This window comes from Luteibacter sp. NPDC031894, assembly GCF_050273135.1.
In the GTDB taxonomy this organism is placed as follows: Bacteria; Pseudomonadota; Gammaproteobacteria; order Xanthomonadales; family Rhodanobacteraceae; genus Luteibacter.
On sequence record NZ_JBNNMV010000002.1, the window covers coordinates 462,647 to 479,456 of the forward strand.

The following is a 16,810-nucleotide window of genomic DNA, read 5'->3' on the forward strand; positions in this document are numbered from 1 at the left end:
AACGTGCCCGGCATTGGATGCCGCGACACGTATTGAAGTTGTGATCACGTTATTACCCCTCACCCGAAGCCCAGGGATCGTAGCTCCCAAAGTACCAAAGGTGCCCCTGCGGATCGCGCGCCGAATAGCCCGCGCCTCCATATTCTTTCTCCTCGTAATCTTCCACGATGGTGGCGCCGGCATTCCTCGCCCTTTCGTAATGCGCGCGGACATCCTTGACGACCACGCAGGCACACTGCGTCTCCCGCCCGCCAACGTCATCGGGCTGCACCATGTGCTGGCTGAAGGCCGTGTCGTTGCGCACGGAACCGAGCATGACCATGCCGCCCCCGTAGGTCAGCTGCGCGTGGTCCACCATGCGCGGATCTTCCGCGTTCGTGTAAACGGCCTGCCGCTCGAAGCCGAAGGCCGTGCAGAGGAAGTCGATCGCCTCGAGGGCGTGTGTGTAGCGCAGGCAGGGAATGATCGTGCTCGTCATCGTCAAGGCCTCCCAGTCGAACCCCTACGTTACGCCCGAACACATCCCGTGGACACTCCCGCGACTAGGTTCCGTGGCCTGTCCCACGATGGAGGCCGCCCATGAGCGAGGAAACGTCGGTCGCCGACGCCCGTCACGCCGAGGTCTGGCGCGCGATCGAGCGCCAGTTGCGGATGGGCGCGGCAGAGGATCCCGGCGCCGTGTCCGACGACGCACTGCGCGAGATCCGCCAGAAGGCGAACATCCCCGAGGAAGCGTGCGCCGAGGCCGTCGCCTGGGCGGAGCGCGTCGGCTTCGTCACGCGAGGCTACGGTGGCGGCGAACTCACCTTGACCCGCAAGGGCCTGGAGCACCTGCGCGAGCACTGAGCGGCCGCTACTCCTGCGCACCCACCACCAGCGTGCGCGCGTCCGTGCGGCCCTGCTCGTCCACGACTCGCACGAGGAAGCGGCCCGTGTGTTCCGGTGCCCACATCAGGGGCTGACCGTTGGCGGCACTGCCCAGGTAGGCATCGTCGACGAACCAGTACAGGGTGCGCGAGACGGCATCGGCCGTGGCGGCGAAGGCGATGCGCTCGGCACCCAGCCGCGACACGCGGATCTGGTAACTGCTGCCCTTCAGCGGTGACGTGATCCGTGGCGGGTCGCCGGGTGGCTGGCCGCCGCCCTGGCAGTCTGGCAGCGCGGGCGGGGTACGCCGCGGCATGCCCGCCTGCGCGAAGACCCTTGCCAGGTCCGACGGCCAGTATTCGAATACCTCGACCCGGGTACGCGTCGGATCGTACGGGGGACATGCCGGCCTGCCCGTCGCGATGTCGACGACCACCGGCCGGTGCACGTTGCTCACGCGTATCGGGGACTTCCCGGGGATGAACCAGGTGCTGCCGACCTGCGGGCACCAGGCGTTCGGGAGGTCGCCGCTGGCGAGGCAGACGGGCACCCGCCGAAGGTTGGGCGGGTTGCGGCGGACCGGTTCCGCCAGCCCGGGCCGCTCGGCACGCAACGCGTCGGCGATGCGGAAGAACAGCGGCGCCGCGGCATCGATCCCCACGAAGGCGGGATTGCCCGCGCCGTCGAAATTGCCGATCCATACCACGAGCACATAAGGGCCGAAGCTACCGGCTGTCCACGCGTCGCGAAAACTCCACGACGTTCCCGTTTTCCAGTACACCGGCAGGCGCGAGGATTGCGCCGCCACGGCATCGTCGGGCCGCGGATTCTGCCGCAGCATGTCCATGACCAAGAAGCTCGCCTCCTCGCTCAACAGACGCGTGCCCTTGGTCTTGGGCGCGGTATCCAGCAGTCGCAGTGGCCGCAGTTCGCCACGATTCGCGAGCATGGCGTACAGGTCCGCCAGTTCCTGCATCGTGACTTCACCGCCCCCGAGCACCAGGGCCAGGCCGTAATGCTGTTCGCTCGCCATGCGCGAGATGCCGGCGTCGCGGAGGAACTGGTAGAGGTTGGGCGAGGCGAGTTTTGCGGCGATCTGAACGGCGGGGATGTTGCGGCTGCGAACAAGCGCCTGCGTCGCCGTCACGGGGCCGAGGAAATGCCCGTCGAAGTTTTCGGGCGTGTAGGGGCCGAAGGCGGACGGCACGTCGCGCAGCACGGTTTCCGGATGCAGCAAGCCCTGGTCGAAGCCGAGCCCATAGATAAAAGGCTTGAGCGTGGAGCCCGGCGAACGTTTCGCCTGCGTGCCGTTCACCTGTCCCTGGATCGAGGCGTCGAAGTAATCCGCTGAACCGACCATGGCCTTCACGCCCATGTCGCGCGTATCGACGAGAATCGCCGCCGCGTTGCGGATCCCTCTTTCGCCACCGCGCTCCACGTATTGGCGTACCTGTCGCTCCAGGCTGTGCTGCAGCCCCAGGTCGAGTGTCGTCGCGACGCGCATGTCGTCGTCGCCGTCGAGCCGACGCTCCGCCAATACCTGTTCGACGAAATGCGGCGCTTCGAACGGCAGTCGCGACAGCGGGCGGAGACGCAACGGCAGGTCGAACAGCGGGCGTGCCGAGGCGTCGTCCGGATGGCCGGCGATCCAGCGGGCGAACAGGCGATCGCGCGACGACTTGAGCGACGTATCGATCACGGCCGCGCCACCCATCCTGCCGGGCAAGCCGCGCCCCGGTTCCTGCGGGATCACGGCAAGCGTCAGCGCCTCGGGAAGGCTGAGGCGTGCCGGCGCCTTGCCGAAATACGCGAGGCTCGCGGCGCCCACGCCTTCCACGTTGCGGCCGAACGGGGCGGCGTTGAGGTAGGCCTCGAGGATGTCGTGCTTCGAATGGAAGAGCTCCAGCTGCAACGCACGGGCCGCCTGCACCAGCTTTCCGCCGGGGCTGCGGGTGTCGAGGCGCCACATCAGGCGGGCGAGCTGCATGGTGATGGTCGAGCCGCCCTGAGGATGACGTCCCCGCACATAGGTCATCCATGCGCCGCGCAGCAGCCCCCAGGCGCTGACGCCCGGATGCCAACGGAACCAGCGGTCCTCGTGCAGCAGCACCGCGTCGACCATCGCGGGCGAGATGTCCTCGAGCGGTACCCACAACCGATAGCGCTGGTCGCTGGCGAGCGTGAGGCGCAGGAGGTGGCCCTTGGCGTCGTACACCGCCGTCGATGACGGGAACGACGCGCGCAGCGGATCGTGCGGCCAGAGCCGGCATCCGAGCAGGATGCCGGCGCCCAGCAAGAGCGCCGCCAGTACGTTGTGCCAGCGGGGCAGGCGACGGCGAATCGCGGGAAGCGCTCTGGCGCGCGAAGGGGCCTTGCGGCGAACCCGTTCGCGCGCCAGCGCGCTTCCCACAGAGGCTCGCCTAGCCAAGGTACGCGATCATGGTTTGCGCTCCACCTTGATCGTTCCGCCACCCGGCGCGCGTGCCTGCACGGTCCTGTCGTACAGCGATTGGGCGAGCGCGGGCGGCACGACGAAGGTGCCCGCGTTCGTCGCCTTGATGCGGTAGACGAACTCCTGCACGTCGTCGCTCGCGTAGCCATACACGACCACGCGATCCTCGCGCACGTCCGCGTACTCGGGCTTCCAGGTGGATTCCGGATTGCCGATGGGCGAACGCCAGGCCGGTGTATCGTCGGCGTCGGCACCCGCGTCGCCCTCGCCTCCGCCCTCATCCGTCGCGTCGCCGCTTTCGCCAGCGGATGTGTCGGATGCGTCCGATGCCTCGGCGGTCGGCGCGGCGGTAACCGGTGTCGTGTCGAGGACCGGCTCGAAGCCGCCCGGCAGCAGGTCGACGATCGCGACATCGGCGACGCCGCCGGCCTTCGTGGCGCGTATCCGCACGTGGACGTCGATTTCGTCGCCGGCACCGACCGTATCGATCGCCTTGCCCTGCAGATCCGTGTAGGAGCGGGTGATCTCGAGCCCGTCCTTGCGCGTTTCGGTGGAGGGCTTGCGGTCAAAACCGGTCTGGGCCACGCCGTACCACGCCGTCGTGTCGGCATCGTTCACGAGCCGCAGGCGTTGCGTGCCCGCGGACCAGCGTCCGTCGAGGATCGAGCCCTTCGCGGTACCGATCGGCGTGACCGTGCCATTGGCTGCCACGGCGCCGATCGACAGCTTGGCCGGATCACCGCCACCCTTCGCCCACGCGTCCAGGGCCAGGATGATCATGCCGGACGACAAGGTGTTGTAGTGGCCCTTGCCGAGCGGTCGCACGAGGTTCTCCACGGTTTCCGGCGGCAGGGCCTGCGCCAGCTCCGGGAAGTGCTTCGCCAGGAGGTACAGGACGGACGCGTCCCGGATCGGCGCATCGTAGTAATCGAGGTATGCATAAGCTTCGTCGGCCGGCGCACGCGTGAGCAGCTTGCGCGGGCCCGCGATGAGGTCGCCGGCCAGCTTGTCCTGGTGCAACAGTTTGTACGAGGCAGCCAGCCACGCCGCGGCGAGGTCGGTCTTCCAGTCCTTCGGATGCACCTCTTGCAGGCGCCGCTGCACCGAAGCCAGGTCGTTGGTGGTGACATTGCCCTGGCGGGTGAGCAGGTAGATCGCATACGCGCGCTGGCGCATGTCCGCCAGCGAATCACCGCTGTCGTCGGCGGCGATCTGTCGCAGGGCGGTGTCCGCCGCGGTCAGCATGTCGCGCGGCACGGCCACGCCGCGATCGCCCGCCTCCACCAGGTAATGCACGGCGTAGTCGGTAGCGAAGGCATGCGTGTCGGGCGTCGCCGTCCAGAGGCCAAAGCCGCCTTGCCCGTTCTGCCGCGCGCGCAAGGTGTCGAACAACGCTGCGACGGGATCGGCCGGAGGCGCGTCCCCGTCCTGCATGCGAGCCGGCTTCACGTCGCCGAATTCCGGACGCTTGCCGAGCACGAGCGCCGGCATCGCCGCGCTGATCACCTGCTCCGTGCAGTAGTGCGGGAAGTCCACGAGGTAGGCGGCCAATCCACGCGCCAGCACCGCCGGCACCGTCGAAAACGCTGCGTCCCGCGTGGCGTATTCGTCGTGCATGTCGCGCAAGCCCTGCACGTCGCCGCGAGAGTGGGCAGCGACATGACCGAAGGCCAGGTCGGTGCTCATGGGCGACGCCGGACGGACGGACAGGTCCACAGCTTGCCTTGCCGACTTCCCGCCATAGCTCGCGGTGAACGCCATGTTGCCGGAGCCGAGTTTTTCGGTTGCGCGCACGCGGAAGATCGCCGCGCCTTCGCGCATTTCGCCGAGGCTGAGCGTCTTCGTCGTATCGCCGACGACCTGGAGCTGCGGACCTGGCTTCAGGCTCACCGCGACGGGCACGTCCTTGCCGCCCAGGCCGGTGAGATTGTTGGCGACGCCGACGCTGATCTCCGCTTCGTCGCCCGGCGCCAGCGTGGTCGGGACGTTCGGGGACAGGACGAAATCGCCACGCACGGTCGTGGCGCCTTCGAAGGTACCCATGTGTTCGGGCGACACGGCCACCGCCATCACGCGGAGCTTGCCGTTGAAGTAGTCGGGCACCTTGTAGGTGAGGTCGCGCGAGCCGTCCACGTCGACGATGCCCGACCAGTACGCCACCGGTTTGTCGCGCTTGCGCCGGAACGGATTCAGCTGGCGCCCGATGGCGCCTTCGGCATCGCCGCCGGGCGCGGCCATGCCCATAAGTTTCTGGAAGTCCGGGATGATCAGGTCGAGGATCTGCGACGTCGACACCTCGAGCATGCGCTTGCGGAAGAAGTACTCGAGCGGATCGCCGAGCTTGTAGCGGGCGGCCTGGAGGATGCCTTCGTCGACGGCGAACACGACCGCCCGGGTGGGCGTGGACGAGGTGACGCGGAAGGTGATCGTGTCCCCCGGCTTCACCAGGGCAGGCGATTCCACGGCGATCGCGTTGCGTCGCGCATCCATGTTGACCGAGAAGGGCACCACGCCGAAGGACAGCGGACTCATGAAGATCTCGTCCGACGACGGATCCCTCACGTACTGCACGTTGATGTACCCGTTGCCTTCGAAGCCGGCCGGCACGGTGATGTGCTGCACCGAGCTGGTCGTGTCGGCATGGAACCAGGCGTGCGCGTAGACCTTGTCGCGCTCGATCGTGATCAGGCCGCTGCCGGCATACGGGGCGCGGATGGCGACATCGACCGCCTCACCGGGCGCATAGTCCTTCTTCGACAGGGTGAGCTGCAGCTCCGCATTGCGCTCGAGCGAGCGCGATACGTTGCCATCGCCCGCCACCGACCAGGCCACGCGGTTCACTTCCTTCCCGTCCGCATTCTTCACGACGAGCGCGAAATTGCCGGGTTTGTCCGTGGGCAGGGGCACATCGAGCCCGCTCGCGGGAATCGTCAGCGGCACTTCCGAAAGGGTCGATTCGCGCGCCTTCGATTCGTACTTGAATACCCCGGAGTCCTGCTTCGTGAGGACCGATACGAAACGCGTCTCCACGATGGCTTGTTTGAGCCCCTTGAGCTCGATGCGCTTCGCGTTCGGGTCGATGGCCACGAGGTTGACGGTGCGCTTCGCGTCGCGGCTCACATAGTCCAGGTTGTCCACGGCCTTGTAGCCGACCAGCCAGTCGTTGGACGACACCATGCCCTGCGTGGCGGCCGCGACGCTGCGCCCGCCTTCGGCCTCGTAGGCCTTGGCGAGGAAGTAGAGCTGGTATGTGGCGTCGGCGTAGCGGGTAAGGTCCAACGCGAACTCGGCATGGCCTTTGTCATCCGTCTTCGCGTCGGCGAGCTTCTCCTCGAAGCCCTCCTTCGCGCGGCGGATGTCGTAGAAGCGGTAGTCCTTGAAGCTGGGGAAGCTTGGGAAGGCGGGACGCAGGGTCAGTGATCCTTCCACGCGCCGCGCCGCCGCCGGCGTGCCGAACAGGTTCTGCACGTCCACCAGCGCCTTCAGTTGCGCAGGCTTCACCCAGCCCTCCGCCACGGCGGCGGACAAGGTGGCGGAGACCTTCATCCGGTCGGGCTGGAACTCCTTCACTTGCACCGTCGCGCTGCCGATCTGGGAGTACGGCTTGCCGTCCTTGGCGATGTAGAGATTCACCGTCCAGTTGCCGGTCGGCGACGTCTCGGCCGTCTCGTGGTCCAGTTCGGCGAAGCCGGCGGTATCCATCGACACCACCTGCTGTCGCACGGTGGTCCCGCGCGGATCCACTACCTCGGCAATCAGCGGCATGCCCGCGACGCTACGCGTCCAGCTGCTGGCGCGCACGATCATGCCGATGTGGAAGCGATCGCCGGGCCGATAGATGCCTCGATCCGAGAACAGGTAAGCGGAGAGCTGACCCTGGCTGTGCGCGTTCGGCTCGCCGCCGATATTGAAGCGCGAGAAGTCGAGGGAACGGTCGTATGAGCCGACCGGCAGGAACGAAAGGTCCTCGCCCTGGCGCACGACGAACATCGCCGGCGCCTTTTCCTGGGTGAAGCCCTTGAGGTTGGCGAAGTGCGCGCTGCCGTCGCTACCGGTGGCCTGGGTGAACAGCGTGCTGCCGTTTTTCGCGATGACCGAGACCGAGGCGCCGGCGACCGGGGAGCCGGTGCGGATCGACTGGACGAAGATGTCGTGGCTTCCGTCGAGCGATTTCTTCGCGATCATGCCGAGGTCGGTGACGACGATGAGCCGCTCGTCGCGGGGAGCGTCATAGAGCATGCCGTCGTTGTCCTCCTCGTCGGCGGCCGCCGCCGTGGCGGCCGCATCCGGGTCACCGCCGGCCTCGCGGGCCGCGGCTTCACGGGCCGCCTTCTCGCGCGCCGCGCGGGCCTCCTGAGCAGCCTTCGCGTCGTATCCCGACAGCTTGAGCAGGAACACGCCGCGCTTGCCCGAGGCCAGGTACTGGCCGAGGTCGAAGCCTTCGTAATGCGCCTTGCCGGGGCCTTCGTCGGGGAACGACACCTTGCTTACGAAGCGGTCCACGATGTGGTCGGGCGTGAAGCTGTACATCTCCGGCTTGGCATACGTACCCGAGTTCAGCGACACGAGATGCTGCAGCTGGTCGGGCAATACCCGTCCGACCTCCACGCGCATGCCAGGCATGTTGCGGGACACGACCGAGATCCGGTGATCACCGCTCAGCGACAACAGCGAGCCATCGGCCATGAAGCGCAGCAACTTCGGATAGTCGGGCACGGTGAGCAGGTCCGCGCGCGGCTTGGCCATGACGTAGCCACCGAACGAGGTCATGCCCTTTTCGACGCGCACGTAAATGCGCTGGCCCGGTTGCGCCTGGTAGCGGAAGCTTTGCGTCTCCGACCAGTCGTTCTCCGTGGGCACGATCTCCGGCTTGAGCCGGGCGAAGCCGCGCAAGTCCGCCTCACCGATGGAATCCACGCTGTAGTGCTTGTCGTCGTTCGCCGGGAGCGCCCACGCCTGCAGCTTCTTCGCGAGCTCGGCGTCGCTTACCGGGCCGCCGAAGTGCATGACCACCACCTGCTCGGGCTCGAAGCGCGCGTTGTCCACCAGCGTCGCTGAAACCTCGTCCAGCTTCAGGCTGTAGAGGCCGGGCACGCGCACCGAGGTCTCGAGGTCCTTCTCCGTGCCGTCGCCGCCGCGGCTGCTGCGCACGCCATCGTCCATCCGCAGGCCAACCGAACCGTCGTCGCGCGGCAGCTGCAAGGGTTGCGAATGGATGAACGCGTTGAGCCGGTGCTCGTCGTAGGTGACGGTGAACTTCAGATCGGTCCCCCGCTTGTCGTTGCCATTGCGCAGGTCCAGGGCAAGGCGCTTTTCAAGTTGCGCCGCGTCGACGGGATAGTTGAAGCCGACTTGGACGATCGTCTTCTTGCGCGTCGGGTCCTGCGGGTCCTGGTAGAACTCGCCGTTCACCACCCGTGCGCTGAACGGCGCCGTCTCGACGCTGAAATGGTCGTCGGCAAGCAGCGCCTGCGGCGCGAAGACCTTCGCGGTGTCGAAGCGCACGTCGATTTTCCGACCCACCGGCCAGTCGCTGGCGGGGGTGAAGCGAAGCACCCGGTCGTTCTCCCAGTTCCACTGCCCGGGAAGCTTGGGATCCATGGCGATGCCGTCCGTCACCGGCTTGCCCAGGGACTCGAGGCGCGCGGCGGAAGCGGAGAAGGTCACGGTCAACGGGTGGATGGTTACCGGCACGTGGTCGTAATCGCTGATCTCGGGCGCGGGGGCCTGGAACGTGATGCGCTGCGGCTCCGCCGGGCGGGGACGGTTCTGCCACCAGTGCCAGCCGAACCAGGTTGCCGCGGCGATCAGGAGCACGCCGGCGACCGTCGCGCCGAACTTCAGGGGATGGTTTCGAGCCGCTCGGCCTGTCGCGGGCATCCAGGCGGGCGCGGCCCAGGCGACGTTGCCGAAAAGGGGCTTCAGCGCCCATCCCAGCACATGGAAGAGACCGCACAGTAAGCGCACGGGCAACAAACCGATAAAGCGAAGCAGGTCCATGTTCCCTTCCGTTCCTTTTCCGAATGACGATGCTGGCCGGCGTGGCGCGGATACGCGTACGACCCATCCGTCGCGGCGGCGACGAACGGATCGTGATGGTGTATCCCCTGCGACCATGCTGCGCCGGGCGTCTGCCGCGGCGACGGCGGAATTCTGGCACAGGGAGGACACGGAGCGTGCTGTTACAGCACCGTCACACAATAGAAGGATTCTGAAAAATCGATCCAAGGACAGCCGGCGTGACGTGGCTCACGCTGGCCGCGTAACGTCATGTAACGCGCATGTATCTTGCTTTATCGTCGGAGAGTCCGTCGGTCGTGCGGACGGCAGGACCCGCAGGGAGCGGACCTCGCCGCATGGAACGTTCCGCGTGGGGGATACAGAGGCGAAGCGCGGGCCTGACGGTGGATACGATGAGTAACGACGCGACGAGCCCCTTGGAGACCGTGATGGTCCTGCGCGACACCGCGCGCGCCCAGCGCGTGGTGATCGAGGACCTCAACCATCGCATGAAGAATATCCTCATGGTCGTGCAGGCCATGGCGCGGCAGAGTTTCCGCGACGATCGTCCACTGGACAGCTCCATGGATGCTTTCGAGAGCCGCCTGCGCGCACTGGCCGGCGCCCACGACCAGCTGCTGGCGGGCGGTACGCGGCGCGTGGCCATTCATCGCGTGGTGGCATCCGCCGTTGCGCCGCATGACCCGGGTCACTCCCGGTTGCGCATCGCCGGCCCGCCGCTCACGGTGGATCCCGAAACCGCGGTGGCGGTGGCCATGGCCCTGCACGAACTGCTGACCAACGCGGCGAAGTACGGTGCGTTGTCGACGGCGTCCGGTACGGTCGCGGTCATCTGGTCGTTCGTCGAAGGCTCAACGAGTGGGCGGGTCCGGCTGGCATGGAAGGAGCGTGGCGGTCCGCGGGTGGAACCGCCGGTCCGCCGCGGCTTCGGCACCCGGTTCATCGAACGGACGTTGGCCGGCGAGGCGCACGGCGAGGCCGCCATCCGCTTCGAACCGGACGGGGTCCGTGCCGTCTTCGAGGCGCCCGCCCGGGTGGGTTGAGCCGCCTCCCCGGCCGGGTTGAATAAATGTCGGTCGCCCTTGTCGATTCGACGGGTCCACAATCGACGTTCCCATGAAAGCCCGGAACCGTCCGGGCCCCTCGCAGGAGAACGACGATGCGTTTCATGGTGATGGTGCGAGCGACCCAGGCCTCCGAAGCCGGCGTCATGCCGAGCGAGAGCTTGCTCACGGCGATGGGCAACTTCAACGAGGAACTGGTCCGGGCAGGCGTCATGCTGGCGGGCGAAGGCCTGCATCCCAGCAGTGCCGGCGCGCGCGTGCGCTTCTCCGGCGATCGCCGCGAGGTGATCGACGGTCCGTTCTCCGAGACCCGCGAACTCATCGCCGGGTTCTGGCTGATCCAGGTGCGCTCGCTCGACGAGGCGATCGAATGGATCAAGCGGGCCCCCAATCCGTTCGAAGGCGACGTCGACTCAGAAATTGAGATTCGCCGCATCTACGATGCCGAAGACTTCGGCGCCGAGTTCACTCCCGAGGCACGCGCCCAGGAAGAACGGCTGCGCGCCGAGATCGCGTCGCGTCATTGATCCCATCCCACTACGAAAGGAGTCCACATGAAGATCATGCCCTACCTGTTTTTCGACGGTACCTGCGAAGAAGCCTTCAGGTTCTATGAGAAGGCACTCGGCGGAAAGATCAACGAGCTCCACCGTTTCAACGAGATGCCCCCGCAGGAAGGCGGCGGCGAGGACAACGGTTGCGGTCCGATGACGCCCGAGCAGCAGGCCGCCATTGGCCAGAAGATCATGCACGTGAACCTCATCGTCGACGACCAGATGATCATGGGCTCGGACAACCCCCAGGATTACAAAGGCGTGGAGGGTGTCTCGATCTCGATCGGCATCGAGGACGTGGAGAAGGGCCGCAAGGTCTTCGAAGCCTTGTCCGAGGGTGGCGAAGTGAAAATGCCGTATCAGGAAACCTTCTGGGCCGCCGGCTTCGGCATGTGCACCGACAAGTTCGGTGTGCCCTGGATGGTCAACGCAGGCGACAAACCCAGTCCGTAAGGAGTGAGCCAATGCAATTCCTCATCGTTCGCAAGGCGGACAATGACAGCGAAGCCGGGGTAAAACCCAGCCGCGAACTGATCGACGCGATGGGCGAGTACATCGACACGCTCGCTGCGGAGGGCCGCCTGCTGGCCGGCGAAGGCCTGAAGCCGAGCAGTTCGGGTGTGCGGGTCACGTTCGCGCCGGGCCGCAAGGCGGTGACGGTCGACGGTCCCTTCGCGGAAGCGAAGGAACTCGTCGCCGGCTTCAGCATCATCGAGGCCGCCTCCATGGAAGAAGCCGTGGAGTGGGTCAAGGGATGGCCGGCGGAAGACGCCAACGGCCATGCCGAGATCGAGATCCGCCCCATCGGCTGTCCGGGTGGGCTATCCGGTTTCGGCAATCCGAGCGAGGAAGAATCGCCCAAGCCTCGCTACATGGTGATGCTGAAGGCGAACGAGCGCAGCGAAACCGACTGGAATCCCGGTCCGGAGATCCTCGGCCGCATGAGCGAGGCGAATCGTGCCGGCCACGACGCCGGGTTCCTCATCGCGGGGCATGGGCTGGCGTCCAGCCGTCACGCGAAGCGGGTGACCTTCGGCAAGGGCAAGCCGACCGTGTTCGACGGCCCCTTCGCCGAGATCAAGGAAATGGTCGCCGGCTTCTGGGTCCTGCGCGTGGACGGCATCGAGGACGTGATCGCCTGGGCCGAAAGCTACCCGTTCCCGGACGGGGACGATGCCCGGCTCGAGATCCGCGAGCTGTGGCGCATGGAAGACCTGATCCCGGCCTGATTGCCGCAACGCGGCTTGCCACGCATGGCGGCGGATGCTGTCATGCGTGGTCATGACCACGCACGATACCCACCGTGCCATCGACGCGATCTGGAAGATCGAATCGCCGCGCCTGATAGCGACGATCGCGCGCATGGTTCGCGACCTGGACCTGGCCGAGGAACTGGCCCAGGACGCGCTTGTCTCGGCCCTGGAACAATGGCCAACCCAGGGCGTGCCACGCAATCCCGGCGCCTGGCTCACCCAGGCCGCCAAGCATCGCGCAGTGGATCGTATCCGCCGCGAGCGCATGGCCGGAAGGAAGCTCGAGGCGCTGGGCCAGGACATGGAAGGCCTGCTCGAGTCCGGCGACGACCGCCTGATCGACGCTCTCGACGACGACATCGGCGACGACATGCTGCGGCTGATCTTCACGGCCTGCCACCCCGTGCTGTCGATCGAGGCGCGGGTGGCGCTCACGTTGAGGCTGGTGGGTGGACTGACCACCGACGAAATCGCGCGTGCCTTCATCGTCCCCGAGGCCACCGTGGCCCAGCGCATCGTGCGTGCGAAGCGCAGCCTTGCCGACGAAGCGGTGGCGTATGAGGTACCGCGCGGCGACGCGCTGAAGGAACGCCTCGCGTCGGTATTGCGCGTGCTCTACCTCGTCTTCAACGAGGGGTACGCCGCCACCGCCGGCGAAGACTGGATGCGACCCGCCCTGTGCGAAGAAGCCCAGCGCCTGGGCCGCGTGCTGGCCGAGCTGATGCCGGGAGAGCCGGAAGTCCATGGCCTCGTCGCGCTGATGGAAATCCAGGCGTCACGCACCGGCGCCCGCACCGGCGCGAGCGGCGAGCCCATCCTTCTCCTCGAACAAGATCGCGGCCGCTGGGACCGCCTGCTGATCGGTCGGGGACTCAAGGCACTCGAGCGTGCCGAGCGACTGGGCGGCGCGAGCGGCCCCTACGCGCTGCAGGCCGCCATCGCGGCGTGCCATGCGCGCGCCACGCGCGCGGAAGACACCGACTGGACGCGGATTGCCGCACTCTATGCCGAGCTGGTCGACGTGCTTCCCTCGCCGGTGGTCGAGCTCAACCGCGCCGTTGCGGTATCGATGGCCGAGGGCCCGGACTCAGCCCTGCCGATTGTGGAAGGACTGCTCGACGAGCCGACGCTGAAGGACTACCACCTGCTTCCCAGCGTGTACGGCGACCTGCTCTTCCGCCTGGGCCGCCTGGGGGACGCCCGTGCCGCCTTCCTGCGCGCGGCGGGCATGACGCGCAACGACCGCGAGCGCCGCCTGCTGCAGTCCCGCGCGGAAGCATGCGCGGGTTCCACCGCCGATTAAGACGGTGATGGCGAGCGTTGCTGCCGGCGGAGCCGCGTGCTAGCTTGCATCGCAAATGCAATGCAATGCAGAGGCGCCCATGAAGACCGCAACGTTTCCCTCGATACGCGTCGAGCCAGCGTTCCGCCAACAGGCGGAAAACGTCCTGGGCGAGGAAGAAACCCTTTCCTCGTTCATAGAAACCGCGGTCGCCGAGGCGGTCGAACGCCGGGCGATGCAGAAGGAATTCCTCGCGCGAGGCCTTGCCTCACTGGCGCAGGCGGAGCGCACCGGCAGTTACCACGCCGCCGCCGACGTACATAAAGAGGCCGCGGAACGCATCGCTGCCGCACGAGGAAAGAAATCCGAAAAATGAAGTACGAGGTTCGCTACACGGACGGCGCGCGAGCCGACCTCCTTCGTCTCACGGACTTCCTCGCGGAAAGCGACGCGGACGCGGCGGAACGCGCGCTGGCTACCCTGGTACGCGCGGTGCGGATTCTCGACGAGTTTCCTTATACCTGCCGCAGGGCGGGAGAAAGGAATCCCTTCCTCCGCGAGCTCGTCGTTCCCTTCGGCAACAACGGCTACGTGGTCCTGTTCCACATCGGTAGCGAGCACGTCACGCTGCTGGCCATTCGCCACCAGCGCGAAGACGACTATTTCGCCTGACGCATGGCCAAAGGGCAACGCCTCAGTGCGTAATGTCGATGTTCACGTCGGTGCCATCCGGCACGTCCTGGAGTTGTTGCAGGACCGAGCCCGTGAGTTCGAAATGCTCTTTCGCCGGCACCGGGTTGAGGTTTTCCACGGTGTATTCGCCTTCGGCGAAGACCGGCAGGGTCACGTAGGTGTAGCACTCGCCATCGCCGCGCGTCTTGCCGGCCTCGAGCAGCGCTTCGATCAGTGAGGGCAGCAGCCAGTCGTCGGCAACGTCCTCGCGCAACAGGTTATTGAAGCCAGGCACGCTTTCCGCCACGCGCTCAAGTTCGGCCGTGCCGGTATTGAGCCAGAAGATGCCGCCTTCGTCCGCCTCGTAGAACATGTCGCCCAGCGCGGTGAACAGCAGCGGCGTGAAGGCGTCGCCGATGCGCCAGCGCCAGGATTCGGCGAGGGCGTCGATGGCTTCCTTGTCGGGCGTGCAGGTGAGGTCGTTCCAGGAGAGGGCCATGGGGGGCACCTGTTGATGCGGGGTACGCCAGTTTAGGCGATCTTCCCTCTCACCGGCCCTGCGTATCCACGGCACGGTTCACCGCTTGCACGAATTCAGCGCGAGCCTTGGCCTGGGCCTCGCTCGTCGCCACCGGCCATGCGGCGAGCTGCACGATGACCAGGTGGCGGCGCGGGTCGACGTGCAGCAGCTGGCCGAAGATGCCGATGCCTTCGAAGCTGCCGTCGTCGTAGCTCCACCATTGGTAGCCATAGCCGCGCCCTGGGATGCCGATATCCGAGTGCTTGCGAGTGGCGTCCGCGAGCCATCCCTCCGCGAGGACCGACGTCCCATTCGCGATGCCGCCGTCCAGTAGGAACTGCCCGAGACGGGCATAGTCCGCCAGCGTGGCCGATACGCCCGACCCGCCGGCCTCGGTACCGTCCACCTCGTCCTTGAGCCAGAGCGCATCGGACGCCATGCCGTACGGCATCCAGATCTTTTCCGACAGGTACGCGGCCAGGGACTTGCCCGTGGCCCGCGTGACGAGGATCCCCACGAGGTCGGTCTCGCCTGTCTTGTAGACCCACTGCTTGCCGGCGGGGAACTCGCGCGGCAGGCGCGACATATAGGTGACCAGGAGCGGGACGCCCGGTTGGCGCACGCCCTCGTACATCATGGCCACATCGGAACGCGGATCGGCGTAATCCTCGTTCCACCGCACGCCCGATGTCATTTCAAGCAACTGGCGCACGGTGACGTCGCGGTACGCGCCTGCCGCGAGTTCGGGGATGTAGCGCGTCACCTTGTCGTCCAGGCCATGGATGGCGCCATCGCGCAGCGCGGCGCCGACGAGGGTGGAGGTGAAGGACTTGGCGACCGAGAATGAGGTCCACCGGGTCGCGGGTCCCGCGCCGAGGCCGTAGCGCTCGAGGCGTATGTGCCCGTCTTGCACCACCATGACGCCAGCCACGTGGTGTGCGGCCATGTAAGTGTCCAGCGTCGTGCCGTCGGTGAACCGCGGGAGGACGGGCGCACCGGCAGGAAGTGGACGCGCCTTGCCGTGGTGCACGACGTTGCTCGCGTAATGCGTTTCCATCGCACGGAACGCCGCCTCACGCTGCGGCTGGTTCCAGAAGAGCACATCCGTACGACGCGCATGCGGTGTCGTGCATGCCGCGAGCAACAGGAAGGTGAGTGACGCGAGGACTTTCATGCGGGAGCGACGATACGGCGGCGCACTTCGAAGGCACCGAGGGCAAGCGAGGCGACCGCGAGGGGACCGAGCCCGTAGATGACCCGGTAGGCGAGGAGCGCGGCCAGCACCTGCGCACGCTGTTCCTGCGGGAAGGCGGCCAGCGTGAGCGCTTCGAATGCCCCGATGCCGCCGGGCGTGTTGCTGACGATGCCGACGAGGATGGCGCCGACGTAGATCGGTGCGAAGTCGAGGAAGCTACCCGCGACGTCCACGGGTAGCAGCAAATACATCGCACCGGTCGCGCCGATCATTTCCACCACGCCGATGACCATCTGCGCACCGGCCGAGCGGGCCGACGGCACCGGCGTGCTGAACTTCCACACCTTCAGTTCGTCGTGTTTCCCGGCGAGCCAGCGCAGCAGGACCACGAACAGGACGACCAGCGCGATGCCCGGCCAGCGGCCCCATCCACGCGCGATCGACGGCTCCACCATCAACGCCAGGCAGGTCACGGAAGCGAAACCCATGGCCACGGCGAAACCGACGAGTCCCACGACACGGGCGACGTCGGCGGCACCGACGCCTTGCGTCGACAGCACCCGGTACCGCAACGCGGTGCCGGTGATCGCATGGAAGCCCAGCGCGTTGCAGATGGCGTGCGTGGTGAAGCCGGAGAAAATTTTCATGCGCATCGGCACCTTCCCCGGCACCACGGTCTCCACGGCGAAGACGTCGTAAGCGGTGAGGCAGGTCCAGCTGAGCATCGTGGCGGCAATGGACCCGATGACGTGCCAGCGAGGGATCCTATCGAGGGCCTCGCGCACGTCCTGCCAGGCCATGCGCGCGATGTAGCGATGCAGCAGGAAGGCCGCGCCGGCGACGATCGCCGCCGTCAGGAGGTACTTCGCGACCCTCGTCGCCATCGCCTTCCGGCGCGTCGTGTCTTGCCTGTCCGTCACCGCTTGGCCT

At 66.8% G+C, this 16,810-nt stretch carries 14 protein-coding genes; 8 read left to right on the plus strand and 6 right to left on the minus strand.

The features are described from left to right. Positions 1-52 precede the first annotated feature (52 nt). The gene (locus tag ACQKIE_RS08075; RefSeq protein ID WP_427457640.1) at positions 53-478 is read right to left on the minus strand and encodes a VOC family protein; all 426 of its coding nucleotides are present in this window, start codon (positions 476-478) and stop codon (positions 53-55) included. A 101-nt stretch (positions 479-579) separates the two neighbouring features. On the opposite strand from ACQKIE_RS08075, the gene ACQKIE_RS08080 reads away from it, so the two are divergent. Next, complete coding sequence (locus tag ACQKIE_RS08080; RefSeq protein WP_427457642.1) at positions 580-846, plus strand: hypothetical protein; 267 nt, start codon at positions 580-582, stop codon at positions 844-846. 7 nt (positions 847-853) lie between these two features. Here the strand turns inward: ACQKIE_RS08080 and pbpC are convergent, their stop codons facing one another. Together pbpC and ACQKIE_RS08090 are read right to left on the minus strand one after the other, a co-directional pair. Continuing rightward, positions 854-3,277 (minus strand): penicillin-binding protein 1C, encoded by a 2,424-nt coding sequence (gene pbpC, locus ACQKIE_RS08085; protein ID WP_427457644.1) that lies wholly within the window; start codon positions 3,275-3,277, stop codon positions 854-856. 27 nt (positions 3,278-3,304) lie between these two features. Beyond that, the gene (locus tag ACQKIE_RS08090; protein ID WP_427457646.1) at positions 3,305-9,319 is read right to left on the minus strand and encodes an alpha-2-macroglobulin; all 6,015 of its coding nucleotides are present in this window, start codon (positions 9,317-9,319) and stop codon (positions 3,305-3,307) included. A 413-nt stretch (positions 9,320-9,732) separates the two neighbouring features. Between ACQKIE_RS08090 and ACQKIE_RS08095 the strand changes: the two genes are divergently transcribed. The 7 genes from ACQKIE_RS08095 (at position 9,733) to ACQKIE_RS08125 (ending at position 14,165) form a co-directional block, all read left to right on the plus strand. Next, positions 9,733-10,383: a sensor histidine kinase gene (locus tag ACQKIE_RS08095; RefSeq protein ID WP_427457648.1), complete on the plus strand. Its 651-nt coding sequence runs from the start codon at positions 9,733-9,735 to the stop codon at positions 10,381-10,383. A gap of 116 nt (positions 10,384-10,499) precedes the next feature. Continuing rightward, positions 10,500-10,931: a YciI family protein gene (locus ACQKIE_RS08100; protein WP_427457650.1), complete on the plus strand. Its 432-nt coding sequence runs from the start codon at positions 10,500-10,502 to the stop codon at positions 10,929-10,931. A 27-nt stretch (positions 10,932-10,958) separates the two neighbouring features. Continuing rightward, positions 10,959-11,411 (plus strand): VOC family protein, encoded by a 453-nt coding sequence (locus tag ACQKIE_RS08105; protein WP_427457652.1) that lies wholly within the window; start codon positions 10,959-10,961, stop codon positions 11,409-11,411. 11 nt (positions 11,412-11,422) lie between these two features. Further along, positions 11,423-12,187: a YciI family protein gene (locus tag ACQKIE_RS08110; RefSeq protein ID WP_427457654.1), complete on the plus strand. Its 765-nt coding sequence runs from the start codon at positions 11,423-11,425 to the stop codon at positions 12,185-12,187. A 52-nt stretch (positions 12,188-12,239) separates the two neighbouring features. Beyond that, positions 12,240-13,514, plus strand: coding sequence for an RNA polymerase sigma factor (locus tag ACQKIE_RS08115; protein WP_427457657.1), 1,275 nt, complete (start codon positions 12,240-12,242; stop codon positions 13,512-13,514). 79 nt (positions 13,515-13,593) lie between these two features. Continuing rightward, positions 13,594-13,869 (plus strand): YlcI/YnfO family protein, encoded by a 276-nt coding sequence (locus ACQKIE_RS08120; RefSeq protein ID WP_427457660.1) that lies wholly within the window; start codon positions 13,594-13,596, stop codon positions 13,867-13,869. Further along, entirely contained in the window at positions 13,866-14,165 is a 300-nt protein-coding gene (locus ACQKIE_RS08125; protein ID WP_427457663.1) for a type II toxin-antitoxin system RelE/ParE family toxin, read from the plus strand. Before ACQKIE_RS08120 ends, ACQKIE_RS08125 begins: the two co-directional genes overlap by 4 nt. 22 nt (positions 14,166-14,187) lie before the next feature. On the opposite strand, the gene ACQKIE_RS08130 is transcribed toward ACQKIE_RS08125, so the two are convergent. From ACQKIE_RS08130 to ACQKIE_RS08140, 3 genes are read right to left on the minus strand one after another with little or no spacing between them, the layout of a single operon-like run. Further along, positions 14,188-14,664: a T6SS immunity protein Tdi1 domain-containing protein gene (locus tag ACQKIE_RS08130; RefSeq protein ID WP_427457666.1), complete on the minus strand. Its 477-nt coding sequence runs from the start codon at positions 14,662-14,664 to the stop codon at positions 14,188-14,190. A gap of 49 nt (positions 14,665-14,713) precedes the next feature. After that, the gene (locus ACQKIE_RS08135; RefSeq protein ID WP_427457669.1) at positions 14,714-15,859 is read right to left on the minus strand and encodes a serine hydrolase domain-containing protein; all 1,146 of its coding nucleotides are present in this window, start codon (positions 15,857-15,859) and stop codon (positions 14,714-14,716) included. Next, positions 15,856-16,764 carry a lysylphosphatidylglycerol synthase transmembrane domain-containing protein gene (locus ACQKIE_RS08140; protein WP_427457672.1) on the minus strand — a complete coding sequence of 303 codons (909 nt, stop codon included), beginning with the start codon at positions 16,762-16,764 and terminating at the stop codon, positions 15,856-15,858. Before ACQKIE_RS08140 ends, ACQKIE_RS08135 begins: the two co-directional genes overlap by 4 nt. Positions 16,765-16,810: the final 46 nt, after the last annotated feature.

Excerpts from the sequence above, each read along its gene's own strand:
- ACQKIE_RS08075 (WP_427457640.1), bottom strand. The coding sequence starts at position 478 with ATGACGAGCACGATCATTCCCTGCCTGCGCTACACACACGCCCTCGAG.
- ACQKIE_RS08080 (WP_427457642.1), top strand. The coding sequence starts at position 580 with ATGAGCGAGGAAACGTCGGTCGCCGACGCCCGTCACGCCGAGGTCTGG.
- ACQKIE_RS08090 (WP_427457646.1), bottom strand. The coding sequence starts at position 9,319 with ATGGACCTGCTTCGCTTTATCGGTTTGTTGCCCGTGCGCTTACTGTGC.
- ACQKIE_RS08095 (WP_427457648.1), top strand. The coding sequence starts at position 9,733 with ATGAGTAACGACGCGACGAGCCCCTTGGAGACCGTGATGGTCCTGCGC.
- ACQKIE_RS08100 (WP_427457650.1), top strand. The coding sequence starts at position 10,500 with ATGCGTTTCATGGTGATGGTGCGAGCGACCCAGGCCTCCGAAGCCGGC.
- ACQKIE_RS08105 (WP_427457652.1), top strand. The coding sequence starts at position 10,959 with ATGAAGATCATGCCCTACCTGTTTTTCGACGGTACCTGCGAAGAAGCC.
- ACQKIE_RS08110 (WP_427457654.1), top strand. The coding sequence starts at position 11,423 with ATGCAATTCCTCATCGTTCGCAAGGCGGACAATGACAGCGAAGCCGGG.
- ACQKIE_RS08115 (WP_427457657.1), top strand. The coding sequence starts at position 12,240 with ATGACCACGCACGATACCCACCGTGCCATCGACGCGATCTGGAAGATC.
- ACQKIE_RS08120 (WP_427457660.1), top strand. The coding sequence starts at position 13,594 with ATGAAGACCGCAACGTTTCCCTCGATACGCGTCGAGCCAGCGTTCCGC.
- ACQKIE_RS08125 (WP_427457663.1), top strand. The coding sequence starts at position 13,866 with ATGAAGTACGAGGTTCGCTACACGGACGGCGCGCGAGCCGACCTCCTT.
- ACQKIE_RS08130 (WP_427457666.1), bottom strand. The coding sequence starts at position 14,664 with ATGGCCCTCTCCTGGAACGACCTCACCTGCACGCCCGACAAGGAAGCC.
- ACQKIE_RS08135 (WP_427457669.1), bottom strand. The coding sequence starts at position 15,859 with ATGAAAGTCCTCGCGTCACTCACCTTCCTGTTGCTCGCGGCATGCACG.
- ACQKIE_RS08140 (WP_427457672.1), bottom strand. The coding sequence starts at position 16,764 with ATGGCGACGAGGGTCGCGAAGTACCTCCTGACGGCGGCGATCGTCGCC.